The organism is Actinoplanes sp. NPDC023714 (assembly GCF_040639855.1).
GTDB lineage: Bacteria > Actinomycetota > Actinomycetes > Mycobacteriales > Micromonosporaceae > Actinoplanes.
In genome coordinates this window covers 757702-780147 of sequence record NZ_JBFAAR010000004.1, presented here as the reverse complement: position 1 = coordinate 780147, position 22446 = coordinate 757702, and the positions used below count along the sequence as shown (strand labels likewise).

Sequence of the window (22446 nt, the reverse complement as noted above, 5' to 3'; positions counted from 1 at the left end):
CAGCCCTACCAGGAAGAAACCGCATTTGCCGCACCTCAGCCGCACCAAATGCCTACCGCAGCTTGACGCTAAAACGCGTGGGATGTCTTGTCGGCAAGCACACGGTGCGGGCGTTGCCGGGCGCGTCCTGGTCCCCGGCGAGGCACCGCAATGGCGTCCATGACCGCGGTGAACTGTGGTGCGTCGCCGGCTTGGCCGGCGGTGACCAGCAAGCTCATCGGCCGGCAGCAGGAGTCTGCGGCCAAGTGCACCTTGGTGCTCAGGCCGCCACGGGACCGGCCGAGGCTGTGGTCGGCTGGTTCGTGGCGTCGTGGTCTTTTCCCGGCCGGAGCCCGGCAGCGTGCTGATGAGCCCGCACCACGGTCGAGTCGACCGCGGTGACCAGCCAGTCCAGTTCTCCGGCGGCGTCGGCGTCAGCCTGGACCGCGGTCAGCAGATGCTGCCAGGTGCCGTCGAGCGTCCAGCGGCGAAACCGGGAGTAGGCGCCTTTCCACGAGCCGAGTTCGTCGGGCAGGTCCCGCCAGGGTGAGCCGGTGCGGTACTTCCACGCGATCGCCTCGATCACCTCTCGGTGATCGGCCCACCGGCCGCCGCGTTGCGGCGACCGGTCCGGCAGATACGGCTCTATCCGAGCCCACATGTCATCAGAGATCCATCGACGAACCGGCACCGTTCATCAACGAGCCACCGTGATCCGAGAGACGCTGCCTAGGCACGTAGCGCGGGTGCGGCCGATGCGCGTTGTTCGGTTCTCACCATGTCCGGCTGTTGCTCATGGCTGCCGGAAGCGCTCCCACGCAGCCATGAGCGACAGCCGACCGGAGTTGGCTGTCGCTCATGGCTCGGATCCGGCCGTGAAACAGCCATGGGCTGCAGCCGGGCGGGCGTGATGTCCTCGACCACGTCGATCAGGTGGCGCCCACTGGAGCCGAACGTTGCTGTGCCGGTGTGCTTGTGGATGACGGTCGCTGGCCGGGGGCCTGTCCAGCCTGGGGACGACCCCGGTGGAGGGCGGGGGCACGCCGGGGCCGGCGGCGGGTCGCGCCGGGCGGAGGTGGCCGCAGGTGTGGTGCGCCACGGGAGGGGCGTTGATGCGGTTGGGGACGGGCGTCATCCACCGTACGAAAAAAAGGGGTTGACCTGAACCTTGGGTCAAGTGGCAAGTTCGGAGGCCGGGGGTGGTCGGCCATGAGTATGGAGATGGCGGCGTGGAACTCGATGTACCACGCCATGAATCAGCAGGATGACAGAAGACCGTTTTCGATGGCTACGCTGCGGCGGATCGCGGGGTTCGCGCGGCCGCATCGGCGGGCGCTGGCGGGATTCCTGGTGGTGAGCGTGGTGACGGCGGTGCTGGCCGTCGCCGTGCCGGTGCTGGCGGGGCGGGTGGTGGACGCGATCGTCGACGGGAAGGACGTCGATCTCGTGATTCTGCTGGCCGTCGCGATCGGGGTGATCGCGCTGCTGGAGTCGGGGCTGGGGCTGGTGCAGCGATGGTTTTCGGCCAGTATCGGTGAGGGGCTGATCCTCGACCTGCGGACCGCGGTGTTCGACCATGTGCAGAAGATGCCGGTCGCGTTCTTCACGCGAACGCGCACGGGTGCGCTGGTGAGCAGGCTCAACAACGATGTGATCGGAGCGCAGCGGGCGTTCAGCGACACGCTGTCCGGCGTCGTCGGCAACCTGGTCGGGCTCGTTCTCACGCTGATCGTGATGATCGGAATCAGCTGGCAGATCACGGTGCTGTCGCTGCTGCTCCTGCCGGTGTTCGTGCTGCCGGCGCGGCGGATGGGCCGGCGGCTGGCCAAGCTCGAACGCGAGGCCGCCGACCACAACGCCGCCATGAACACGCAGATGACCGAGCGGTTCTCGGCGCCCGGCGCGACGCTGGTGAAGCTCTACGGGCGGCCCGGCGCCGAGTCGGCGGAGTTCGCGGCGCGGGCGCGGCGGGTCAAGGAGATCGGCGTGAAGACCGCCATGGCCCAGTGGGTGTTCCTGACCGCGCTGGTCTCCGTGTCCGGTGTGGCAGTGGCGCTGGTCTATGGCTTGGGCGGATACTACGCCCTGCGCGGCTCGCTCGAGCCGGGCGCCGTGGTGGCCCTCGCCATCCTGCTGACCAGGCTCTACGCGCCACTCACCTCACTCGCCAGCGCGCGCGTCGAGGTGATGAGCGCGCTCGTCAGCTTCGAGCGGGTGTTCGAGGTGCTCGACCTCAAGCCGCTGATCGAGGAGAAGCCCGACGCGCGACCGATTCCGGACGGCCCGGTGTCGGTCGAGTTCGACGCGGTGCGGTTCGCGTATCCGTCCGCCGACAAGGTCTCGCTCGCCTCGCTCGAAGAGGTCGCGACGCTCGACAGCCGGGGCGGCGTCGAGGTGCTGCACGAAGTGTCGTTCCGCGCCGAACCGGGACAGATGGTCGCGCTGGTCGGCTCGTCCGGCGCCGGCAAGTCCACGATGGCATCGCTGCTGCCGCGCCTCTACGACGCCGGTGCGGGCGCGGTCCGCCTCGCCGGCGTCGACGTCCGCGACGTGACGGCGTCGTCGCTGCGCCAGACGCTCGGCATGGTCACCCAGGACGGCCACCTGTTCCACGAATCGGTGCGCGCCAATCTGTTGCTGGCGCGCCCCGAGGCCTCCGAGGACGAATTGTGGGACGCGCTCCGGCGAGCCCGCATCGCCGATCTGGTGCGTTCCCTGCCCGACGGATTGGACACGGTCATCGGTGAGCGCGGCTATCGCCTCTCCGGCGGCGAACGTCAGCGTCTGACCATCGCCCGGCTGCTGCTGGCCAAGCCGCGGGTCGTGGTCCTCGACGAGGCCACCGCCCATCTCGACTCCACATCGGAGCTGGCCGTGCAGGAGGCACTGGGCGAGGCGCTCGACGGACGCACCGCCGTGGTGATCGCTCATCGGCTGTCGACGGTCCGGGCCGCCGATCAGATTCTGGTCATCGAAGAGGGGCGGGTGGTGGAGCGGGGCACGCATACCGAATTGCTGGCGGCCGGTGGGCGTTATGAGGAGCTGCATCGGACACAGTTCGCTTCGGTTTGAGGGCGACTTCTTCATTTGTACGGGGATAGCGGCCGTCGCCGACCGCAGCGCCGGCCGTCCCGTGGCGCACCACACCTGCGGCCACCTTCCGCCGGCGCACGCCGGCGCCGGCACCGGCGGTCCCTTGCGCTTCGGCAACGGCTCGCACGGAGTCGGTGCGCGATGCGGCGGGTGGTGGCGGGGCGGTTCTGCTGGGCGCGGCGGTTCTGCTGGGCGGGCCGGTGAGTGGGGCGGGCCGGTCAGTAAGGCGGGCCGGTCAGTGGGGCGGGCCGGCGATCAGGACCGGCCAAAGCCTGCGCCGGGCTGTCGGAGCGTGAGCAGGCCGGCGAGTTGAGGGCGGATCTAGCGCTACGGACCTGGTCCGTCGGATGGTCGTACTACGACATGGAGGCGTGGGCGGCGAAAGTGTCGCTACGGCTCGGTGTTGCAGGGCCCAGCCTGGGAAGCGGCGTGACCCGGCAGATGGTGGCAGCGCGCCACGGGCGGAGGAGGCAGAGCGCCGGCGACAGGGGAAAGGGGTGGCTCGCGGGAAGTGGGCGGCCTGAGCTTGAAGCGGGCGACCTGAGGGGAAGCGGGCAGCCGGGGACTCCCGAGCGCGAAGCCGTGGGAGATGTGGGCGGCCGGAGTTCAGCAGATCGCGGCCCGACGGCGAACGAGCGGCCCCAAGGGAGAAGTGGGCGGTGGCCGCACCGACAGCGGTCACCGCCCACTTCCAATGCGTGGCACGCGGGCGGGGCAGCGCTCGGCGTGTACGCGAGATTTGAATATCGACGAATCGGGGGTGGAATCGGCGGACTGCATGTGCGGGGCATTCGGGACATCGCGGTTGATCTGGGGCCTGGAAGACGAGGGTGGGAGAGGGAATCCGCTGCTGGGAAGGGCTTGACCGGGGATCAGCCGGGATACGGGCAATTGAGAGGTTTCACCGGTTCGGGCTACGAGGGCCACGACCGGGCTCCGAGGGCCACCGCCATGAAAAACGGATCAGATCAGCTTCGACACTCGGGAAAGGGACTCGTCTGCCTCCGTCACCAGGTCGGACATGACGTCGGCCACCGGGCGGACCTCGTTCATCCGGCCCACTATCTGGCCCACCGGCATCGGGACTACTGTCGGGTCGCCGGACTCCATCAGGCGGTCGTGGGCCGGCGAGACCAGCAGGTTCTGCAGCGGCATCGGCAAAGGCGCGGGCGCTGCCTCGTCCTCCCAGGCCCGGGTCCAGCGGTTGCGCAGCAGGCGGGCGGGCTTGCCCGTGTAGATCCGGGTGCGCACGGTGTCGCTCGACGAGGCCTGGAGGAGAGCGTCGCGCAGGGCCGGGGTGCTGCGGTATTCGGCGGTGCCGAGCCAGACCGAGCCCATCCACACGCCGCGGGCGCCGAGGGCCAGGGCGGCGGCCATCTGGCGGCCGCTGCCGATGCCGCCGGCCGCGAGGACCGGGACGCCGGGGCCGGCCGCGTCGACGATCTCCGGGATGAGGACCATGCTGCCGATCTCGCCGGTGTGGCCGCCCGCCTCGTAGCCCTGCGCCACCACGATGTCGACGCCGGCGGCGATGTGGCTGCGGGCGTGGTCGGCGCGTCCGGCCAGCGCCGCGACGAGCAGGCCGGAGTCGTGGGCCTGGGCGATCACGTCGGGTGGGGGCGGGCCGAGCGCGTTCGCGATGAGGCCGGGTCGATGGGTCAGGGCGACTTCCACATGGGTACGGGCGACGGAGTGCAGCCAGCCGAGGACACCGGGACGGTTCGAGTCGAGCGGTGGCACCCCGAGCCGCAGCAGGGTCCGTTCGACGAAGTCGCGATGGCCCTCGGGGATGAGCGCGCCCAGATCGGACGGGGTGCCCTCGGCCGGGACGCGGCCCGGCATGACGACGTCCACCCCGTACGGCCGGTCGCCCACCGCGTCGTCGAGCCAGGTGAGGACGCGGTCGAGCTCGTCCGCCTCGTTGAAGCGCACGCAGCCCAGCACGCCCAGTCCGCCGGCCCTGCTGATGGCCGCGACGACCTGCTCGGACGGGCTGAAACCGACGATCGGCACCTCGATGCCGAGAAGCTCACACAGATCAGTCCTCACCGAGACGCTCCCGAACGAGAGAATGGGCCCACCGGTAGTCCGCCTTGCCGCTGATCGTCCGGCGGATGCCGTCGACGAGCCACACGTCACGCGGCACCTTGTAGCCGGCGAGCCGCCGTCTGACGTGACTCTCCAATTCGTCGAGCTCCACCCGTACGCCGGATCGGGGTTGGACGAGAGCGACCACCCGCTGGCCGAGCCGATCGTCCGCGGCCCCTATGACGAGGGCGTCGAAGACGCCCGGATGAGCCTTGAGAGCACCCTCCACCTCTTCCGGGAAGACCTTCTCGCCGCCGGTGTTCACGCAGGTGTTGCCGCGTCCGAGCAGGGTGATGGTGCCGTCCTCCTCGAGGCGTGCGAAGTCGCCGGGGATCGCGTAGCGCCTGCCGTCGACCTCGGTGAGCAGCGTCTTCGTCTTGGCGGGGTCCTTGAAGTAGCCGAGCGGGACGTGCCCGCCGCGCGCGAGCCTGCCGACCACGCCGGCCGGGGCCGGGCGGTCGTACTCGTCGATCACGATGGTGTCCGGGCCGGGCATGACCCGCGGGCCGTCGACGGCGCCGCCCTCGACGTCGGCGACGATGCCGATCCCGGCGAACCCGGTCTCCGACGAGCCGATCGCGTCGGTGACCATGGCGTTCGGCAGGGCCTCCAGGTACTGCCGCTTCACCGACGGTGAGAAGAGCGCGGCGCTCGACGAGATCGACACCAGCGAGGAGCCGTCGTAGCGCCCGGCCAGATAGGTCTCGATGATCGGCCGGGCCATCGCGTCGCCGATCAGCACGAGCACGTTGACCTTTCGGCGCTCGATGGTGCGCCAGGTCTCCTCCGGGTCGAAGTGCGGCATGACCACGACGGTGTCGCCGGAGAAGAGCGCGGCGAGCGCGGCCCACTGCGCGTTGCCGTGGATCAGCGGGGCCAGGCAGAGCCGGGTCATCGGCGGCGTCTCCCGCTTGCTCTGCTCCCACTCGTCGGCGAGCGGCACCCCGGACAGGAAGTCGATGCCGCCGCCGAGCACCCGCCAGACGTCCTCGTGCCGCCAGATCACGCCCTTCGGATATCCGGTGGTCCCGCCGGTGTAGAGCAGGTAGACGTCGTCGCCGGAGCGCTCCTCGAAGTCCCGCTTCGGGTCCTCGTCCGAGAAGTCGGTGACCCCCAGTTGGACGATGACCGGTGGCGCGTCCACCTTGGCGACCCGGTCGGCGTAGATCGGGTCGTGGATGAGCGCGGTCAGCTCGGCGTCCGCGAAGAGATACTGCAACTCGTTCTCGACGTATCGATAGTTGACGTTGACGACCACGGCACGGAGCTTGTACACGGCGATCATGGCCACCACGGCCTCGATCGAGTTGCCCGCGTAAAGACCGACGTGGGCGCCCTTGCCCACTCCTCGCTTCTGCAGGAAATGGGCCAGACGGTTGGCGGTCTCCTCCAGCTCGGCGTAGGTCGTCTCACGCTCGCCGCAGGCCACCGCGACACGGTCGGGATAGGCGTCGACCGCATGCTCGAACAGGTCCGCTATATTGGCCGCCATCATCAGAAAGTAGAACCTGTTATCGTTCCGGGCAAGCCTCAGTTGCCGGGTAGGAGATGCGACGTGGACGCCCTTGTCGAGCAGCGCGGACCGATACTGATCGTCACGATGAACCGGCCGGAGGTGCGCAACGCGCTCTCCGCCGAGATGATGGCTGTGATGCGGGAGGCGTGGGACCGCGTCGACGCCGACCCCGCGATCCGGGTGGCGATCCTGACCGGGGCGGGCGGGGCGTTCTGCGCCGGCGCGGATCTGAAGGCGATGACCGCGTCGCCGCCCGACCTGCGCGACGGGGACCTGTCCCGGATCGACGCGCTGCTGAAGGGGCGCCGCATCACGAAGCCTCTGATCGCGGCCGTCGAGGGGCCGGCCGTCGCCGGCGGCACCGAGATCCTGCAGGCGACCGACATCCGGGTGGCCGGGGAGGGCGCCCGGTTCGGTGTCTCGGAGGCGCGGTGGGGACTGTTCCCGCTGGGCGGCTCGGCGGTGCGGTTACCGCGCCAACTGCCGTACACATGGGCTGTTGACCTTCTGGTCACCGGCAGGCATCTGACCGCTGCCGAAGCCCTCGCCGCCGGCCTGATCGGGCACGTCGTCCCGGACGGCACCGCTCTCGACCGGGCCCTCGAGATCGCCGGGCAGGTGGCGGCGAACGGCCCGCTCGCCGTGCAGGCGATCCTGCGCACCATCCGGGAGACCGAGGGAATGCCGGAGGACGAGGCGTTCGCAATCGAGTCGAAGATCGGCATGCAGGTCTTCGCGAGCGAGGACGCGAAGGAGGGGCCGAGGGCGTTCATCGAGAAGCGCAGGCCGGATTTCCGGGGACGATGAATGGAAGGGGGCGATAAATCGATTGCGAGCGCTGGAAGGATCGGCCCGTGGACGATCTCGTGCGCCCGGACCGCTATCCCCGCTCCTCGGCCTACGACCCGGCCTGGCTGATCGGCCTCGACATGGGGCCGAACCCGCTCTGGCTGCTCGAGGACCTCGCCGCCGACCTCGATCTACGGCCCGGCATGCGGGTCCTCGACCTCGGCTCCGGCAAGGGCGCGACCTCGGTCTTCCTGGCCCGCGAGTTCGGCGTCGAGGTGGTGGCGGCGGACTGGTGGATCGGCGCCGAGGAGGCGTCGGCGGTCTTCCGGGAGGCGGGCGTGGCCGACCGGGTGACGGCCGTGCGGGCCGAGGCGCACCAGCTGCCGTTCGAGGAGGAGGCCTTCGACGCGATCGTGAGCATCGACGCGTTCGAGTACTTCGGGACGGCCGACGGCTACCTGCCCTACCTCGTCCGGTTCCTGCGCCCGGGCGGGCAGCTCGGGATGGCGACGCCCGGCATGACGCAGGAGATCCGCGCGCTCGGCGCCGTCCCGCCGCACATCAGGGAGGTCGTCGGCTGGGAGGCGATCGCGTGGCACACGCCGGAGTGGTGGCGCTTCCAGTGGGAGATCACCGAGCTGGTGACCGTGACGGCGGCGCGCCTCCAGGAGCAGGGCTGGCGGGACTGGCTGCTGTGGAGCAGGGCGGTCGGGTCCGACCCCGTAGTGACGATGCTGGAGAAGGACGGCGGCGAGTTGCTCGGTTTCACGCTGATCAGCGCCACCAAGAGCTAGATGGCCCGGCTGCGGCCCTGCCAGTAGGGGTCGCGGAGGTGGCGCTTGTAGAGCTTGCCGTTGGGGTCGCGGGGTAGCTCGTCCACGTAGTCGACGGTCCGGGGCAGCTTGAACTTCGCCAGCCGGCCGGCCAGGAAGCCGAGCAGGCCGGCGGTGAGGGCGGCGTCCGGTGTCACGCCCGGCGCCGGCTGGACCACCGCCTTGATCTCCTCGCCCCAGTCGTCGTGCGGGATGCCGAAGACCGCCACGTCCGCGACCGACGGGTGCAGGGACAGCTCGTTCTCGATCTCGGCGGGGTAGACGTTCACGCCGCCGGTGATGATGACGTCACTGGCCCGGTCGCAGAGGTAGAGGTAGCCGTCCTCGTCCAGGTAACCGATGTCGCCCACGGTGAACATGTGGTCCCGCCACGACGCCCGGGTCTTCTCGGCGTCACCGTGGTACTCGAACGTGGCGTCGCCCATCTGCAGGTAGACCCGGCCCGGCGTCAGCGGTGGCGCGTCCTTGCCGTCGTCGTCGAGGACCCGCACCCGCGAGCCGGGCCACGCCCTGCCGACCGAGCCGGGGCGGGCCAGCCACTCCTGCGCGGTGATCAGGGTGCCGCCGCCCTCGGAGGCCGCGTAGTACTCGATCACCACGGGACCCCACCAGTCGAGCATCGCCCGCTTCACCGGCTGTGGGCACGGCGCCGCGCCGTGGATCATCGCGCGCATGGAGGAGGTATCCGAAAAATCCGAGAAATCCAGCAGTCTTCGGAACTGCGTCGGCACCATGTGGCTGTGCGTGACCCGATACTGCGACACCAGCGACAGGAAATCGGCCGCGTCCCAGTGGTCCATCACGACGACCTGGTGGCCGAATTGGACTGATATGACGGCGAAGTTCATGACCGCCGTGTGATAGAGCGGTGAGCAGCACAGATGCACATGCCCCTCGAACGGCCGCAGCCCGAACAGCCCGAAGAACCAGAGCGACACCGGCGGCACGTCGTCCGGATCGAGGCCGAGCAGTGGCCGCCTGACCCCTTTCGGACGGCCGGACGTCCCCGAGGTGTAGACCATGAGCGCGCCCGACGTCCGCGGCTCGGGCCGCCCCGACCCCTCGGCGCCCAACTCCTCCAGCGGCAGGAAGCCCGGGATGTCACCGACCGCGAAGCGGGCCGAGGCCGGCAGGAATGCGGAGGCCTCGGCCGCCGCGTCCGCGAAGCGATCCGAGGCCACGAACGCCCGGGCCCCGCTGTCGCGCAGGATGTAGCCGAGCTCCGGCGCGGTGAGATGCCAGTTCAGCGGCACCACGTGCAGGCCGATCTGCATCGCCGCGAAGTAGTTGACCAGGATGTCGGCGCCGTTCGGCAGCAGCAGCGCGACGGTGTCGCCGGCGGCCAGCCCGGCGGCGCGCAGCCCGCGGCCGATCCGGTCGGCCTCGGCGGCCAGCTCGCCGTAGGTGAGCGTCCGCCCGCCCGGCTCGACGACGGCCGGAAGGCCGGGCGACTCGCGTGCGATGGTCCACAGCCCGATGCCCGTCATGCCCGCGACTCTATAACCCGTTTCACACGACTGGAAGCGCCTCCAGCCATGCTTGCCGCAAAATACTGGAACGTGTTTCACTCAGTCGGTGGAAGCACCGATGACGATAGCCTTCGATTACACGCGCTCGCTCGGCCCGGTGCTGGGCCGGTTCATGGCGGGGCTGCGGGACGGGCGCGTGCTCGGCGCACGGACGTCCGACGGGCGCGTCCACGTGCCGCCGCTGGAGTTCGACAGCCGCACCCACGAGCCGATCGGCGATCTCGTCGAGGTCTCCCCCACCGGCACGGTCGTCACCTGGACCTGGGTCGCGCACCCGCTCGAGGGCCAGCCGCTGAGCCGCCCCTTCGCCTGGGCGCTGATCCGGCTCGACGGCGCCGACACCGCTCTGCTGCACGCCGTGGACGCCGGGTCCCCTGAGCAAATCCGGACAGGCCTTCGGGTACGAGTGAAATGGGCCGACCCACGACGAGGACACATCGGCGACATCGCGTGCTTCGAGCCGGCCGGGCCCGGCGACCAGGCCGGACCGGGCGCGGCGGCCGGGGCCCTGGACGGGCCGGTCCCCGACAGGGAACCGGTGGAGATCATGACGACGCCGATCCGGCTGCGTTACCGGCACACCACCTCGCCGGAGGAGGACGGCTATCTGCGGGCGCTCGCCCAGGGGCGGATCGTCGGGCAGCGCTGCCCGGCCTGCCGCAAGGTCTACGTGCCACCGCGGGTCTGCCCGGCCGACGGCGTCGCCCCCGGTGCGGTCGTCGAGGTCGCCGACCGGGGCACGGTCACGACGTTCTGCGTGGTCAACGTGCCGTTCGCCGGGCAGCGGCTCGACCCGCCGTACGTCGTCGCCCAGGTCCTGCTGGACGGCGCGGACATCCCGATCCCCCATCTGATCCTGACCGGCGGCGACACCTCCGGCGTACGGATGGGCATGCGCGTCGCCGCCGTCTGGCGCGACCGGATCGACTGGTCGTTCACCCCGGAGAACATCGCGCACTTCGAGCCCACCGGCGAGGCGGACGCCGCCTACGAGACCTACGCGGAGCACCTGTGAGCGACGTAGCGATCATCGGGTTCGCCGCGTCGGACCACTCGATCACCACGAGCGGGGTGGAGACCCTCGTCCCGGTCTTCGAGGACGTCCTCGCGCAGGCCGGGCTGGGCCGCCGCGAGATCGGCTTCTGGTGCTCGGGGTCGTCGGACTACCTGGCCGGCCGGGCGTTCTCGTTCGTGAACGCGGTCGACGCCATCGGGGCCGTCCCGCCGATCGCCGAGTCGCACGTCGAGATGGACGCGGCCTGGGCGTTCTACGAGGCCTACCTCAAGATTCTGACCGGGGAGGCGGAGACGGCGCTGGTCTACGGGTTCGGCAAGTCGACGGCGGGCGAGCTGCACCGGGTGCTCGCCCTGCAGCTCGACCCCTACACCGTCGCGCCGCTGTGGCCGGATGCGATCAGTGTGGCGGCTCTCCAGGCCCGGCTCGCGCTGGAGGCCGGCCTCTTCACCGAACGCGACATGGCGGTCGTGGCGGCCCGTGACTCGGGGGCGGATCCGGAAGAGCTGCTCGGTCACCCGTACCTGTCTGATCCTCTGCGTGCCCACGACGTGGCGCGGGTGAAGGACGGCGCCGCAGCCGTCGTGCTCGCCGCAGGCGAGCGGGCGCGACGCAGCCGGAGCCGCCCCGCCTGGATCAGCGGCATCGCCCATCGCGTCGATCCGCAGGGCCTCGGCGAGCGGGACCTGACCGCCGTCCCGTCGGCCTCCGCCGCTGCTCGGGACGCCGGCCTCGACGCGCGCGTGGACGTCGCGGCGCTGCACGCCCCGTTCACGCATCAGGAACTGCTCCTGCGGGCGGCTCTCGGCATCTCCGAGAACGTCCGCGTCGTCCGGCCGGACGGCGACGCCATGTTCTCGGCCGGCCTGTCCCGGATCGGCGCGGCGGCGGAGGAGATCATGTCCGGCCGAGCGGACCGGGCCGCCGCGCACGCGACGAGCGGGCCCGCCCTGCAACAGAATCTCGTCTGCACGATGGGGGCGACGCCATGAGACGCGCCGCCGTGCTCGGAACCGGTCAGACGCACCACCGCACCCGCCGCACCGACGTCTCGATGGCGGGTCTCTGCCGGGAGGCCATCGACCGCGCGCTGACCGATTCCGGCACCACCTGGGACCAGATCGACGCGGTCGTGCTCGGCAAGGCGCCGGACCTCTTCGAGGGCGTCATGATGCCCGAGCTCTTCCTCGCCGACGCGATCGGCGCGGCCGGCAAGCCCCTGCTCCGGGTGCACACGGCCGGCTCGGTCGGCGGCGCCACGGCGCTCGTGGCGACCAGCCTGATCCGGGCCGGCGTGCACCGGCGCGTGCTCGCCGTCGCGTTCGAGAAGCAGTCCGAGTCGAACGCCATGTGGGCGCTCTCGATCCAGCCGCCGTTCACGGCGCCGATCGGGGCGGGCGCGGGCGGCTACTTCGCGCCGCACATCAGGTCGTACATCCGCCGGTTCGACGCGCCCGAGCACGTCGGCGCCATGGTGGCCGTGAAGGATCGGCGCAACGGCGCGCTGAACCCCTACGCGCATCTGCGGCAGCCGGACATCTCCCTCGAGTCGGTGCGCCGGTCGCCGATGCTCTGGGATCCGATCCGGTACGACGAGACCTGCCCGTCCTCGGACGGCGCCTGCGCCCTGGTGATCGGCGATCAGGAGGCGGCGGACCGCAGCGACCGGCAGGTCGCCTGGATCAGGGCGACCGCCATGCGCACCGAGCCGACCTTCTATTCCGGCAAGGACCACGTGAACCCGCGGGCCGGCGCCGAGGCGGCCCGGGCGCTGTGGGAGGCCGCCGGCATCACCGACCCGCTGAACGAGGTGGACGTCGCCGAGATCTACGTGCCGTTCTCCTGGTTCGAGCCGATGTGGCTGGAGAACCTGGGCTTCGCCGGGCCAGGCCGGGGCTGGAAGCTCACCGAGTCCGGCGAGACCGGGATCGGCGGCCGGCTGCCCGTCAACCCGTCCGGCGGCGTGCTCTGCTCCAATCCGATCGGCGCGTCCGGCCTGCTCCGCTTCGCCGAGGCGGCCATGCAGGTGATGGGCCGGGCCGGCGAGCACCAGGTGGAGGGCGCCGCCACGGCGCTCGGCCACGCGTACGGGGGCGGATCCCAGTTCTTCTCCATGTGGGTGGTCGGGAGGCGGCCATGAGGAGTCCGGAGGCGGCCATGAGGATCAGCCGGCGCGCGGTTCTGCGGATCGGCGCGCTCGCCGCCGCCGGGACGCTGCCCGCCCTCCCGGCCCTCCAGGGGAAGACCGCGGTGATCGTCGGGAGTGGCTTCGGTGGCGCCGTGGCGGCGTACCGCCTCGCCCAGGCCGGCATGATCGTGACCGTTCTCGAACGCGGCCGGCGGTGGACCGTGGACGCGTCGGGCACCACGTTCTGCACGATCGGCAACCCGGACTGGCGCTGCGCGTGGTTCGGCGACCGGCCCCCGCTCGGCCTGGACACCGGCAAGGTCATCGAGAAACGGGCCGGCCTCATCCAGAAGCACGCGGGCGATGGCATCCAGGTGATGTGCGGCGCCGGCGTGGGCGGCGGTTCCCTGGTCATCGGCATGTTCCTGCCCCAGCCGCGGCGCACCGACTGGGAGCGTGTCTACCCGGCCGCGCTGCCGTACACGGATTTCGACTCGATCTATTGGCCGCGCGCCCGCCGAAGTCTGGGCGCCGCGGCCATCCCCGCCGACGTCCAAGAGCGGGCAGAGTACGTGGGAGCGAGGAGCTGGCTGCAGTACCTGTCCGAATTCGGCCGTCCCGCGGTGCCGGTGCCGTTCGGCGTGGACTGGAACGTCATCCGCGCCGAGCTGGCCGGGACCGCGGTCAAGTGCCACACCGTCGGCGAGGGCCCGTTCGGGAGCAACTCGGGCGCGAAGAACAGCGTCGACAAGAACTATCTGAAGTGGGCGGAGGAGACCGGCAGGGTGACGGTGCTGCCGTTGCACGAGGTCTCCGAAATCCGCGAGGTGTCCGGTTCCGATCGGTTCGAGGTCGCCGCCCGCCAGATCGACGAGACCGGCTCGGTGCTCGCCTCCAAGACGTTCACCGGCGACTACCTCTTCCTCGCCGCGGGCTCGCTGAACACCACGTCGCTGCTGCTCGCCTCGCGGGCGCGCGGCGGCCTGCCCCGGCTCACCAGCACCGAGGTCGGCAAGGGCTGGGGCAACAACGGCGACTTCCTGGTGGCCCGGCTCAATCTGCGCAAGCCGGTCGGCAGCGCGCAGGGCGGCCCCGGGAACGTCCGTTTCCACGACGACGCGAACCCCTACGCCCCGGCCTCGATGGCGTGGGAGGCGGCGCCCATCCCGGCCTGGCTGCCGAACACGACGGCGCACCTGATCACCAGCATCGCGAGTGAGCGCGGCGAGATCCGCTACGACGGCGCGACCGGCGCCGGCAGGGTCCACTGGCCCTACGCCGAGATGGAGACGTCGTCCGACAAGGCCGGCCGCGACCTCGCCACCCGGCTCTGGTGGGCCACCGAGGGCAGCAGGGGCAGCCTGCTCACCGGCCTGCCGTCCTACGACCGGAACACCGGGATGGGCCTGGGCTCGCGCAACACCTACCACCCGCTCGGCGGCCTGGTCATGGGAAAGGCCACCGACTTCGGCGGCAAGATCAATGGGTACGAGAACCTGTACTGCGTCGACGGGGCGCTGCTGCCCGGCTCGGCCGCTCTCGCCAACCCGGCTCTGACCATCACCGCCAACGCCGAACGATGCCTCGATCTGTTCCTGGCCGCGCATGCCTGACCAATTCTGCAACAAACCTGCAAATCGAATTCGTTGACGCACTTATATCGGCGGTGGCAGATTTCTGTCGTCCCCTTCGCACCGCCGGGCAATTCCCCCACCTGCGGCTTTCCTTTTCACGCCCCGGCTCGGCGGTGTCCATTCTCGGTCAGGAGAAATGATGACACCACCCTCCCGACGGCTGCTCTGGGCCGGCGGTCTCGCCTCCGTGCTCACCGCCGGACTGATCACCGCGGTCGGCACCGCCGAGGCGGCGACCGTGTTCAGCGCCGACTTCGAGTCGGGCAGCACCTCCGGATGGTCGAAGTCGGGCGGCACCTGGTCGGTCGTCAGCGACGGCTCGCGGGTGTTCCAGCAGAGCGACACCGGCAGCGAGCGGGCCCGGCAGTTCGCCGGCTCGACCGCCTGGACGAACTACGCGGTGCAGGCCCGGGTGAAGGCCACCTCGTTCGCGTCGAGCGCCGGCGTGGTGGCGCTGACCGCGCGGGCCGCCGGGTCGACGAAGATGTACCGGCTCGCGCTGACCGGTTCGAATCAGGTGCGCCTCGAGACGATGAACGGCAGCGCCGTGACGGTGCTCGGCTCGCTGTCCCAGACGATCTCGGCGAGCACGTTCTACACGCTGCGCCTGAACGTCAGCGGGACCACGATCAGCGGCACGGTCAACGGCGTCGCGGTCGGCTCGGCCTCGGACGCCACGATCGCGGCCGGCCGGATCGGGCTGCTGACCGAGCACGCGGCCGGCCGCTTCGACGACGTCGTGGTGGACGACGCCGGCGGTTCGACGCCGCCGTCGTCCTCGCCCACCTCGTCGCCGTCGTCCTCGCCCTCCACGTCCACCTCTCCCTCGCCGTCCGCGTCCTCCTCGCCCCCGCCGGCGGCCAACGCCCTCTACGTCGCGCCGAACGGCACGGCCGGCGCGGCCGGAACCGTCGCGGCGCCGACCACGCTGGTCGCGGCCATCCCGCGGATCGCCGCGGGCGGGACGATCTACCTGCGCGGCGGGACGTACGCGCACGCGTCGACAGTCACGATCCCGGCCGGCAACAACGGCTCCGCGGGCGCGCTCAAGACGATCGCGGCGTACCCCGGCGAGAAGCCGGTGCTCAACTTCTCGGCGCAGGCCGAGGACCCGGCCAACCGGGGGCTCGCGGTCAACGGCGACTACTGGCGGGTCGCCGGCGTCACCGTCGAGCGGGCCGGCGACAACGGCATCTTCGTGGGCGGCAGCAACAACGTCCTGGAGCGCACCGTGACGCGCTTCAACCGGGACACCGGGCTCCAGCTGTCCCGGATCGCGTCGGACACCCCGAACAGCCAGTGGCCGGCGAACAACCTGATCCTCAGCGCCGAGTCGCACGACAACGCCGACTCCGACGGCGAGGACGCGGACGGCTTCGCCGCGAAGCTCACCGTCGGATCCGGCAACGTCTTCCGGTACGCCGTCTCGCACCACAACATCGACGACGGCTGGGACCTCTACACGAAGACCGACACCGGGCCGATCGGCGTGGTCACGATCGAGGACTCGCTCGCCTACAACAACGGCACCCTGACGGACGGCTCGCAGGCCGGCAACGGCGACCGGAACGGGTACAAGCTCGGCGGCGAGGACATCGGTGTCAACCACCTGGTGCGGCGCAGCATCGCCTACAAGAACGGGAAGCACGGGTTCACGTACAACAGCAACCCGGGCTCGATGACCATCTCGAACAACCTGAGCGTCGACAACGCCGAGCGGAACTTCAACTTCGACGCCGGCACCTCGGTGTTCCGGAACAACACGTCGTGCCGCAGCGGCAGCGGGACCAACGACCGGATCATCGGCAATGCGGACGGCTCGAACCAGTTCTGGTCCGGGTCGAACGGGTCCCGGTGCTCGGCGTACTCCGGGGCGCTCGCCTGGTCGTACGCCGCGGACGGCTCGCTGGTCGTGACGATCGGCGGAAACCGGGTCACGCTGTAATCCACCGGTGATGAGCGAACGCCGCCTGCCCGAAGCCCGTTTCGACAGGGGCAGGCGGCCGTTCGCTCGGCGGCCCGGAGGCTGCGGCCGTCTCTCGGCCATGCCGCGTCCGGGCGGGAACGCCACCCCGCGATCAGCGATAGCGGACCGGGAGGTGCTTTATCCCGTTGATCCAGCCTGAGCGGAGTCGCGACGGCGGGCCGGCCAGCGCGATGCCGGGCATCTGGTCGGCGATGGCGTTGAAGATGAGGTCGATCTCCAGGCGGGCCAGGTTGGCGCCGAGGCAGAAGTGGGCGCCGCTGCCGCCGAAGCCGAGGTGCGGGTTGGGGCTGCGGGTGATGTCGAAGACCGAGGGCTCGGTGAAGACGTCCTCGTCGTAGTTGGCCGAGCCGTAGAACATCGCGACCCGCTGACCGGCCCGGATCGGCTGCCCGCCCAGCACGGTGTCCTTCGTGGCCGTCCGCTGGAACGAGTTGATCGGGCTGCCCCAGCGGACCACCTCGTCGACAGCGGTACGCGGGCGGGTCTGCCGGTACAGCTCCCACTGCTCGGGGTGGGAGAGGAACGCCAGCATGCCGTGCGAGATGGCGTTACGGGTGGTCTCGTTGCCGGCCACGGCGAGCATCAGCACGAAGAAGCCGAACTCGTCGGTGGAGAGGTGCGAGCCGTCGATCTCGGCGTTCACCAGCGTCGTCACGATGTCGTCGCGGGGGCAGGTCTGGCGGTCCTCGGCCATCGTCATGGCGTAGCCGAGCAGCGACGTCGCCGGCTCGATCGGGTCGCTGCCGTCGCTGAACTCCGGGTCGTCCTGGCCGATCATGGCGTTGGACCAGTTGAAGACGTCGTGCCGGTCCTCCTGCGGCACGCCGAGCAGCTCGGCGATCGCCTGCAGGGGCAGCTCGCACGCGATCTCGTTGACGAAGTCGCCCTCGTCGCGGGCGGTGGACACGATCCGGGACGCCCGCTCCTGGAGGGCGTCGCGCAGGCCGTTGATGGCGCGCGGCGTGAACCCGCGGGAGACGATCGCGCGGTGCTGGGTGTGCTGCGGCGGATCCATGTTGAGCAGGATGTAGCGCTGCATCTCGAGCCGGTCGCGCGTCATGTCCGCGCCGAACCGTACGATCGCGGTGTTCTCCCAGCTCGAGTACGTGTCGCTGTCCCGGGACACGGTCATCACGTCGGCGTGCCTGGTCACCGCCCAGTAGCCGTCGTCGTCGAACCCGGCGCTGCCCCTCTCCTGCGGCACCCAGCAGACCGGCGTGTGGGCCCGGGCCTCGGCGAACTCGGCCTGCGGGATGCCGTGGACGTAGATGTCCGGATCGGTGAAGTCGATGCGGGTGCGGGGCTCGGCCACGATGCCTCCCAACGGCAACAAGTTCTACCGATTCAAACACGAGCGGCGTACCGGATGGTAGGTTCGCGACGAGAACACGTTCTATCTTTGGAGTCGATGTGGGCTCACCGGTGATCGTCGATGCCGTTCGCACCCCGATCGGCCGGCGCGGCGGATGGCTGTCCGGGGTGCACGCGGCGGAGCTGCTCGGGGTAGCGCAGAACGGACTTATCGCGAAATATCGCGATTTGGTGGTCGAGCAGGTCATCGGCGGCTGCGTCACTCAGGGCGGCGAGCAGTCGAACAACATCACCCGCACCGCCTGGCTGCACGCCGGCCTCCCGCAGGAGACCGGCTGCACCACGATCGACGCCCAGTGCGGGTCGGCCGAGCAGGCGGCGCACCTGGTCGCGGGCCTGATCGCGGCCGGCGCGATCACGACGGGGATGGCCTGCGGCGTGGAGTCGATGAGCCGGGTCCCGCTGCGCGCCAACCTCGGCGACGCGGGTCTCCCCCGGCCCGGCTCGTGGGACATCGACCTGCCCGACCAGTACCTGGCGGCCGAGCGGATCGCCGACCGGCGCGGGCTGACCCGGGAGGATCTGGACCGGTTCGGCGTGCGCTCGCAGGCGAACGCGGCCCGCGCCTGGTCCGAGGGCCGCTTCGACCGCGAGATCGTTCCGGTCGGCGACGTCACCCGGGACCAGGGTCTGCGGGAGACGACCCTGGCCGGGCTGTCCGCTCTGAAGCCGGTGCTGGTGGACGGCCGGCACACCGCCGGCACGAGCTCGCAGATCTCCGACGGCGCCGCGGCGGTGCTGCTCATGGACGCCGATCACGCGCGTGACCTGGGCATCCGGCCCCGCGCGCGGATCCTGGCGCAGTGCCTCGTCGGCGCGGAGCCCTACTACCACCTGGACGGGCCGATCGCCGCCACCGACCGCGTCCTGGCCCAGGCCGGCATGAAGATCAAGGACATTGATCTGTACGAGGTGAACGAGGCGTTCGCGAGCGTGGTCCTCTCCTGGCTCGCGGTGCACCAGGCCGCCCCCGACCGGGTCAACGTCAACGGCGGCGCGATCGCCCTCGGGCACCCGGTCGGCAGCACCGGCGCCCGCCTGATCACCACGGCCCTGCACGAACTGGAACGCTCCGGCGGCCACACCGCGCTGATCACCATGTGCGCGGGCGGCGCCATGTCTGCCGCAACCATCATCGAGCGCATGTGAGGAGAGTCGAATGTTGGTGAACCTGCTGGTCGCAACGATAGCGGCGATCATTCTCGCGGTGATCGGGGTGACCGCAGTAGTCGCGGCCGTGAACCCCAGCGCCAGCGAGGTCGCCTCGAACATCGATCCCCTGGCACCCCCGAACTTCTACGGAATCCGCTGACCCCTTCCCCCGCCCCTTCTCTCCCGATCTTGTTGATCCGCGCAGAAACGGCGCAGCCCAAATCAACAAGATCGGCGAAGGGAGGGAGCGCGGAAGAGGGCGCGCGGGAAGGGAGCGCGGGAAGCGGAACTTGGGGCGGCGGGGCTAGGGGACCGGGGCGGGGTCGGGGGAAGCGGCGTGTGCCGGGGTCTTCTGCTCCGGCCCGCGGGTCCGGCGGAGGAGCCAGTAGCCGCCGATCATCAGGGCTACGCCGATGACGACGAGCAGGAGCGGGATCCACACGCTCAGCAGGATGAGCGTGGTCCGGCCGCTGGCCGCCTGGTCGTGGACGGCTTTCAGGGTCGGCTCGTCGTATTGCAGGTCGGCGTCGAAGATGACGATCGGGGAGCCGGCGTTCGGGACGAGTTCGCGGCGCTGGTGCTCGCGGTATCCCACGATCGCCCCGGTCTGCGGCTCCACCCAGAGTGTGCGGCCGGCCTCGTAGTTGACGGTTCCGCTGGTGGCGCCGGGCGCCAGGAATCCGAGTAGCGCGTCGAGGGAGGTCTCGTTCATCTCGATCTGCTGCTTCGGGATCCGCTGCTCGAACCGGTACGTCGGCAGGTCGTTGTAGTTCTCCTCGGCCGCGTACTCCATCGGCAGCGCGGCCTGCAGCGCCGAGTCCCAGTATTGGTAGGTCTTCTTCTCGGTGCCGAAGGGGAAGAGGTAGAGCTGCCCCGCGAAGTCGACGTCACCGGCGACGCAGGCCTGACCCATCGTCTCGCTGTGGCACTGCCCCTCCCAGTCGACGGCCGCGCCGGACTCGCGGTCGAGCGCTATCCGGCTCTCCGACCGGTTGATCGGCTCGCCGGTGTCGGCCCGGTCGGTCCCGTGGAACACATTCCAGATCAGCGTGTTCTCGGCGAGGTCGCCGGTCAGGTCGGCGGCGGCCTGGAAGTCGGGGGTGATGCCGGTCCGCGACTGCAGCGGGCCCTGCTCGACGGCCGCCTCCGCCGTTCCGTCCGGCAAGGGCTTGACCTGTACGAACGTGGCGTTGTCGGCGGCCACGACGACGTCCGGCGGGATCAGGTCGAGCGGCACCTTCCGCTGCGACGGCACGATGATCCAGACCAGCGCACCGGCCAGGAGCAGGCAGAGCACGCCGAGCCCGAAGAGTGTCGCACCTGTGATCCGCCGCATCATCGCGTCCTCCCACAAAGTAGAACGCGTTACAACTTACCGCTCCGTAACCTGCAACGGAAGCCTAAGGATGCTGGCTGCTCACCGAGATGACCTCGCCGGTCAGATAGGACGCGTAGTCGCTGGCCAGGAACGCCACGACGGTCGCCACCTCCCACGGCTCGGCGGCCCGGCCGAACGCCTCCCTTCCGGCGAGCCGGGCCAGCTCGCCGGCGTCCATGACCCGGTCGAGGTACGGGTGCGCGGCGAGGCTCGGGGCGACCGCGTTGATCCGTACCCCGGAAGCGGCTGCCTCGAGAGCGGCACATCGGGTGAACGCCATGACCCCGGCCTTCGCCGCCGCGTAGTGGGCCTGGCCGGCCTGGGCCCGCCAGCCGAGCACCGACGCGTTGTTGACGATGGCGCCGCCGCTCCCCTGCTCGGTCATCCGGCGGAGGGCGGCCCGGGTGCAGCGGAAGGTGCCGGTCAGCGTGACGTCGAGGACCCGGGCCCACTCGTCGTCGGTCATCGCGGTGACCGGCCGGTTCCCACCCAGGCCGGCATTGTTGACCAGGACGTCGATACGCCCGAAATGCCCCGTTGTGACAGTGAGCAGCTCCTGGACGTCCGCTTCGGAGGTGACGTCACAAGGGACGGATAACACTGAATCCCCATAAGTCTGTTCCAGGGAGCAAAAAGCCGTGGAAAGGCGGCGCTCATGGCTATCGCTCAGGACGACCCGCGCACCCTCCTCCAAGCATCGCGCCACCACCGCCGCACCGATCCCGGCGCCGGCCGCCGCCGTGACGACCACGATCTTGCCCTCCAAAAGGGAACGCCCGGCGGGCGGCTTCATCGCCGGTCCCCGCGCGGCAATCCGAGGACGCGCTCGGCCAGGATTCCCCGCTGGATCTCGTTGGAACCGCCGTAGATGGTGTCGGCCCGGCTGAACAGGAACAGTCGCTGCCACCGCTCGACGTCGGCGCCGGACGCGCCCCCGCCGCACGCGATCACGTCCATGGCGAGCTCGCCGAGCCCCTGCCGCCACCGGGTCCAGAGCAGCTTCACGACCGACGGATTGGCTGGCGGTGGCTCCGCGGCCGCCAGTGTGCGCATCGTGTGCGACCGCAGCACGGTGAGGTCGACCGAGGCCCGGGCCAGGCGCTCGCGCAGAAAGGGATCAGCGGCCGCCCCGGTGCGCCGGGCCAGCGAGACCAGGTCGTCGAGGTCGCGCTGGAATCCGATCTGCTGCCCGACCGTGGCCGCCCCCCGCTCGTAGGCGAGCGTCGCCATGGCCACCCGCCACCCCTCGCCGGGCCGCCCCACCACCAGGTCGCGCGCGGTGCGGGCCTCGTCGAAGAAGACCTCGTTGAACTCGCTGTCCCCGGTGATCTGCCGGATCGGCCGCACCGTGACGCCGGGCTGCCTCATCGGCACGAGCAGGTAGGACAGCCCGCGGTGCCGGGGCCCGCCCGGCTCGGCGGGAGCCGTCCGGGCCAGCACGAAGCACCAGTCGGCCACGTGCGCGAGCGACGTCCACACCTTCTGCCCGGTGATCACCCACTGGTCGCCGTCGAGCCGGGCCCGGGTGGTCACCCCGGCCAGGTCGGAGCCGGCGCCGGGCTCGGAGTAGCCCTGGCACCACAGCTCCTCCGCCGCGGCGAGGGGCGGCAGGAAACGGCGCTGCTGCTCGGGCGTCCCGTGATCCATGAGCGTGGGCCCGACCATGGTGGTGCCGATGTGGTCGACGCGGCTGGGCGCGGCGCTCTCCGCGTACGCCTCATGAAAGATCAATTGTCGCGCGAGCGACGCGCCCCGCCCACCGTGAGCCACCGGCCAGGCCAGCGTGGTCCACCCCGCCGCGGCGAGCCGCCGGGTGAACGCGAGGCGCTGCGGAAAGGCCTCGTTCTCCCGGCCCGGGCCGCCGGCGCCGCGCAGCTCGTCGGTGAGGTTCGCGGCGAGCCAGTCCCTGATCTCGCGGCGGAACGCCTCGTCGCCGTCCACTGGCGTCACCTCC

At 70.6% G+C, this 22446-nt stretch carries 18 protein-coding genes; 10 read left to right on the top strand and 8 right to left on the bottom strand.

The window, feature by feature from the left end; all coding sequences use genetic code 11:
• Positions 1-259: 259 nt before the first annotated feature.
• Positions 260-670: an IS5 family transposase gene (locus AB0G10_RS22775; RefSeq protein WP_360924921.1), complete on the bottom strand. Its 411-nt coding sequence runs from the start codon at positions 668-670 to the stop codon at positions 260-262.
• Positions 671-1188: 518 nt separating this feature from the next.
• Here AB0G10_RS22775 and AB0G10_RS22770 point away from each other — a divergent pair.
• Positions 1189-3051 carry an ABC transporter ATP-binding protein gene (locus tag AB0G10_RS22770; protein WP_360924918.1) on the top strand — a complete coding sequence of 621 codons (1863 nt, stop codon included), beginning with the start codon at positions 1189-1191 and terminating at the stop codon, positions 3049-3051.
• Positions 3052-4035: 984 nt separating this feature from the next.
• Here AB0G10_RS22770 and AB0G10_RS22765 read toward each other — a convergent pair.
• Entirely contained in the window at positions 4036-5121 is a 1086-nt protein-coding gene (locus AB0G10_RS22765; RefSeq protein WP_360924915.1) for a nitronate monooxygenase family protein, read from the bottom strand.
• Entirely contained in the window at positions 5111-6652 is a 1542-nt protein-coding gene (locus AB0G10_RS22760; protein ID WP_360924912.1) for an acyl-CoA synthetase, read from the bottom strand. Before AB0G10_RS22760 ends, AB0G10_RS22765 begins: the two co-directional genes overlap by 11 nt.
• Positions 6653-6715: 63 nt before the next feature.
• Between AB0G10_RS22760 and AB0G10_RS22755 the strand changes: the two genes are divergently transcribed.
• Together AB0G10_RS22755 and AB0G10_RS22750 are read left to right on the top strand one after the other, a co-directional pair.
• Positions 6716-7483: a crotonase/enoyl-CoA hydratase family protein gene (locus AB0G10_RS22755; RefSeq protein ID WP_360924909.1), complete on the top strand. Its 768-nt coding sequence runs from the start codon at positions 6716-6718 to the stop codon at positions 7481-7483.
• A gap of 47 nt (positions 7484-7530) precedes the next feature.
• Positions 7531-8259, top strand: a complete 729-nt coding sequence (locus AB0G10_RS22750; protein ID WP_360924907.1) for a methyltransferase domain-containing protein — start codon at positions 7531-7533, stop codon at positions 8257-8259.
• Here AB0G10_RS22750 and AB0G10_RS22745 read toward each other — a convergent pair.
• Positions 8256-9785 carry an acyl-CoA synthetase gene (locus tag AB0G10_RS22745; protein ID WP_360924904.1) on the bottom strand — a complete coding sequence of 510 codons (1530 nt, stop codon included), beginning with the start codon at positions 9783-9785 and terminating at the stop codon, positions 8256-8258. The genes AB0G10_RS22750 and AB0G10_RS22745 overlap by 4 nt on opposite strands.
• A 100-nt stretch (positions 9786-9885) precedes the next feature.
• Here AB0G10_RS22745 and AB0G10_RS22740 point away from each other — a divergent pair, with 100 nt between their 5' ends.
• The 5 genes from AB0G10_RS22740 to AB0G10_RS22720 all read left to right on the top strand — a co-directional run bounded on the left by AB0G10_RS22740 (position 9886) and on the right by AB0G10_RS22720 (position 16549).
• Positions 9886-10842, top strand: coding sequence for an OB-fold domain-containing protein (locus AB0G10_RS22740; protein WP_360924901.1), 957 nt, complete (start codon positions 9886-9888; stop codon positions 10840-10842).
• On the top strand, positions 10839-11834 hold the full coding sequence (locus tag AB0G10_RS22735; protein ID WP_360924898.1) for a lipid-transfer protein: 996 nt from the start codon (positions 10839-10841) through the stop codon (positions 11832-11834). Before AB0G10_RS22740 ends, AB0G10_RS22735 begins: the two co-directional genes overlap by 4 nt.
• Positions 11831-12982: a thiolase domain-containing protein gene (locus AB0G10_RS22730; RefSeq protein WP_360924895.1), complete on the top strand. Its 1152-nt coding sequence runs from the start codon at positions 11831-11833 to the stop codon at positions 12980-12982. The genes AB0G10_RS22735 and AB0G10_RS22730 overlap by 4 nt, the downstream gene beginning before the upstream one ends.
• Entirely contained in the window at positions 12979-14583 is a 1605-nt protein-coding gene (locus AB0G10_RS22725; protein WP_360924893.1) for a GMC oxidoreductase, read from the top strand. Before AB0G10_RS22730 ends, AB0G10_RS22725 begins: the two co-directional genes overlap by 4 nt.
• Before the next feature lie 160 nt (positions 14584-14743).
• The gene (locus tag AB0G10_RS22720) at positions 14744-16549 is read left to right on the top strand and encodes a cellulose-binding protein (protein ID WP_360924890.1); all 1806 of its coding nucleotides are present in this window, start codon (positions 14744-14746) and stop codon (positions 16547-16549) included.
• Positions 16550-16682: 133 nt separating this feature from the next.
• On the opposite strand, the gene AB0G10_RS22715 is transcribed toward AB0G10_RS22720, so the two are convergent.
• A complete protein-coding gene (locus AB0G10_RS22715) occupies positions 16683-17903 on the bottom strand; it encodes a cytochrome P450 (RefSeq protein WP_360924887.1) in 1221 nt (406 codons plus the stop codon).
• Positions 17904-18001: 98 nt separating this feature from the next.
• On the opposite strand from AB0G10_RS22715, the gene AB0G10_RS22710 reads away from it, so the two are divergent.
• Together AB0G10_RS22710 and AB0G10_RS22705 are read left to right on the top strand one after the other, a co-directional pair.
• Complete coding sequence (locus AB0G10_RS22710) at positions 18002-19111, top strand: steroid 3-ketoacyl-CoA thiolase (RefSeq protein WP_360924884.1); 1110 nt, start codon at positions 18002-18004, stop codon at positions 19109-19111.
• 10 nt (positions 19112-19121) lie between these two features.
• Positions 19122-19274: a hypothetical protein gene (locus AB0G10_RS22705; RefSeq protein ID WP_360924881.1), complete on the top strand. Its 153-nt coding sequence runs from the start codon at positions 19122-19124 to the stop codon at positions 19272-19274.
• A 144-nt stretch (positions 19275-19418) separates the two neighbouring features.
• Here AB0G10_RS22705 and AB0G10_RS22700 read toward each other — a convergent pair whose 3' ends face one another.
• The 3 genes from AB0G10_RS22700 to AB0G10_RS22690 all read right to left on the bottom strand — a co-directional run bounded on the left by AB0G10_RS22700 (position 19419) and on the right by AB0G10_RS22690 (position 22433).
• Positions 19419-20450, bottom strand: coding sequence for a DUF3068 domain-containing protein (locus tag AB0G10_RS22700; protein WP_360924878.1), 1032 nt, complete (start codon positions 20448-20450; stop codon positions 19419-19421).
• 64 nt (positions 20451-20514) lie between these two features.
• Positions 20515-21285 carry an SDR family oxidoreductase gene (locus AB0G10_RS22695; protein ID WP_360924875.1) on the bottom strand — a complete coding sequence of 257 codons (771 nt, stop codon included), beginning with the start codon at positions 21283-21285 and terminating at the stop codon, positions 20515-20517.
• Complete coding sequence (locus AB0G10_RS22690; RefSeq protein WP_360924872.1) at positions 21282-22433, bottom strand: acyl-CoA dehydrogenase family protein; 1152 nt, start codon at positions 22431-22433, stop codon at positions 21282-21284. Before AB0G10_RS22690 ends, AB0G10_RS22695 begins: the two co-directional genes overlap by 4 nt.
• Positions 22434-22446: the final 13 nt, after the last annotated feature.

Coding starts and splice junctions, on each gene's coding strand:
- AB0G10_RS22770 (WP_360924918.1), top strand. CDS start 1,189: ATGAGTATGGAGATGGCGGCGTGGAACTCGATGTACCACGCCATGAAT.
- AB0G10_RS22760 (WP_360924912.1), bottom strand. CDS start 6,652: ATGGCGGCCAATATAGCGGACCTGTTCGAGCATGCGGTCGACGCCTAT.
- AB0G10_RS22745 (WP_360924904.1), bottom strand. CDS start 9,785: ATGACGGGCATCGGGCTGTGGACCATCGCACGCGAGTCGCCCGGCCTT.
- AB0G10_RS22740 (WP_360924901.1), top strand. CDS start 9,886: ATGACGATAGCCTTCGATTACACGCGCTCGCTCGGCCCGGTGCTGGGC.
- AB0G10_RS22730 (WP_360924895.1), top strand. CDS start 11,831: ATGAGACGCGCCGCCGTGCTCGGAACCGGTCAGACGCACCACCGCACC.
- AB0G10_RS22725 (WP_360924893.1), top strand. CDS start 12,979: ATGAGGAGTCCGGAGGCGGCCATGAGGATCAGCCGGCGCGCGGTTCTG.
- AB0G10_RS22720 (WP_360924890.1), top strand. CDS start 14,744: ATGACACCACCCTCCCGACGGCTGCTCTGGGCCGGCGGTCTCGCCTCC.
- AB0G10_RS22705 (WP_360924881.1), top strand. CDS start 19,122: ATGTTGGTGAACCTGCTGGTCGCAACGATAGCGGCGATCATTCTCGCG.
- AB0G10_RS22700 (WP_360924878.1), bottom strand. CDS start 20,450: ATGCGGCGGATCACAGGTGCGACACTCTTCGGGCTCGGCGTGCTCTGC.
- AB0G10_RS22695 (WP_360924875.1), bottom strand. CDS start 21,285: ATGAAGCCGCCCGCCGGGCGTTCCCTTTTGGAGGGCAAGATCGTGGTC.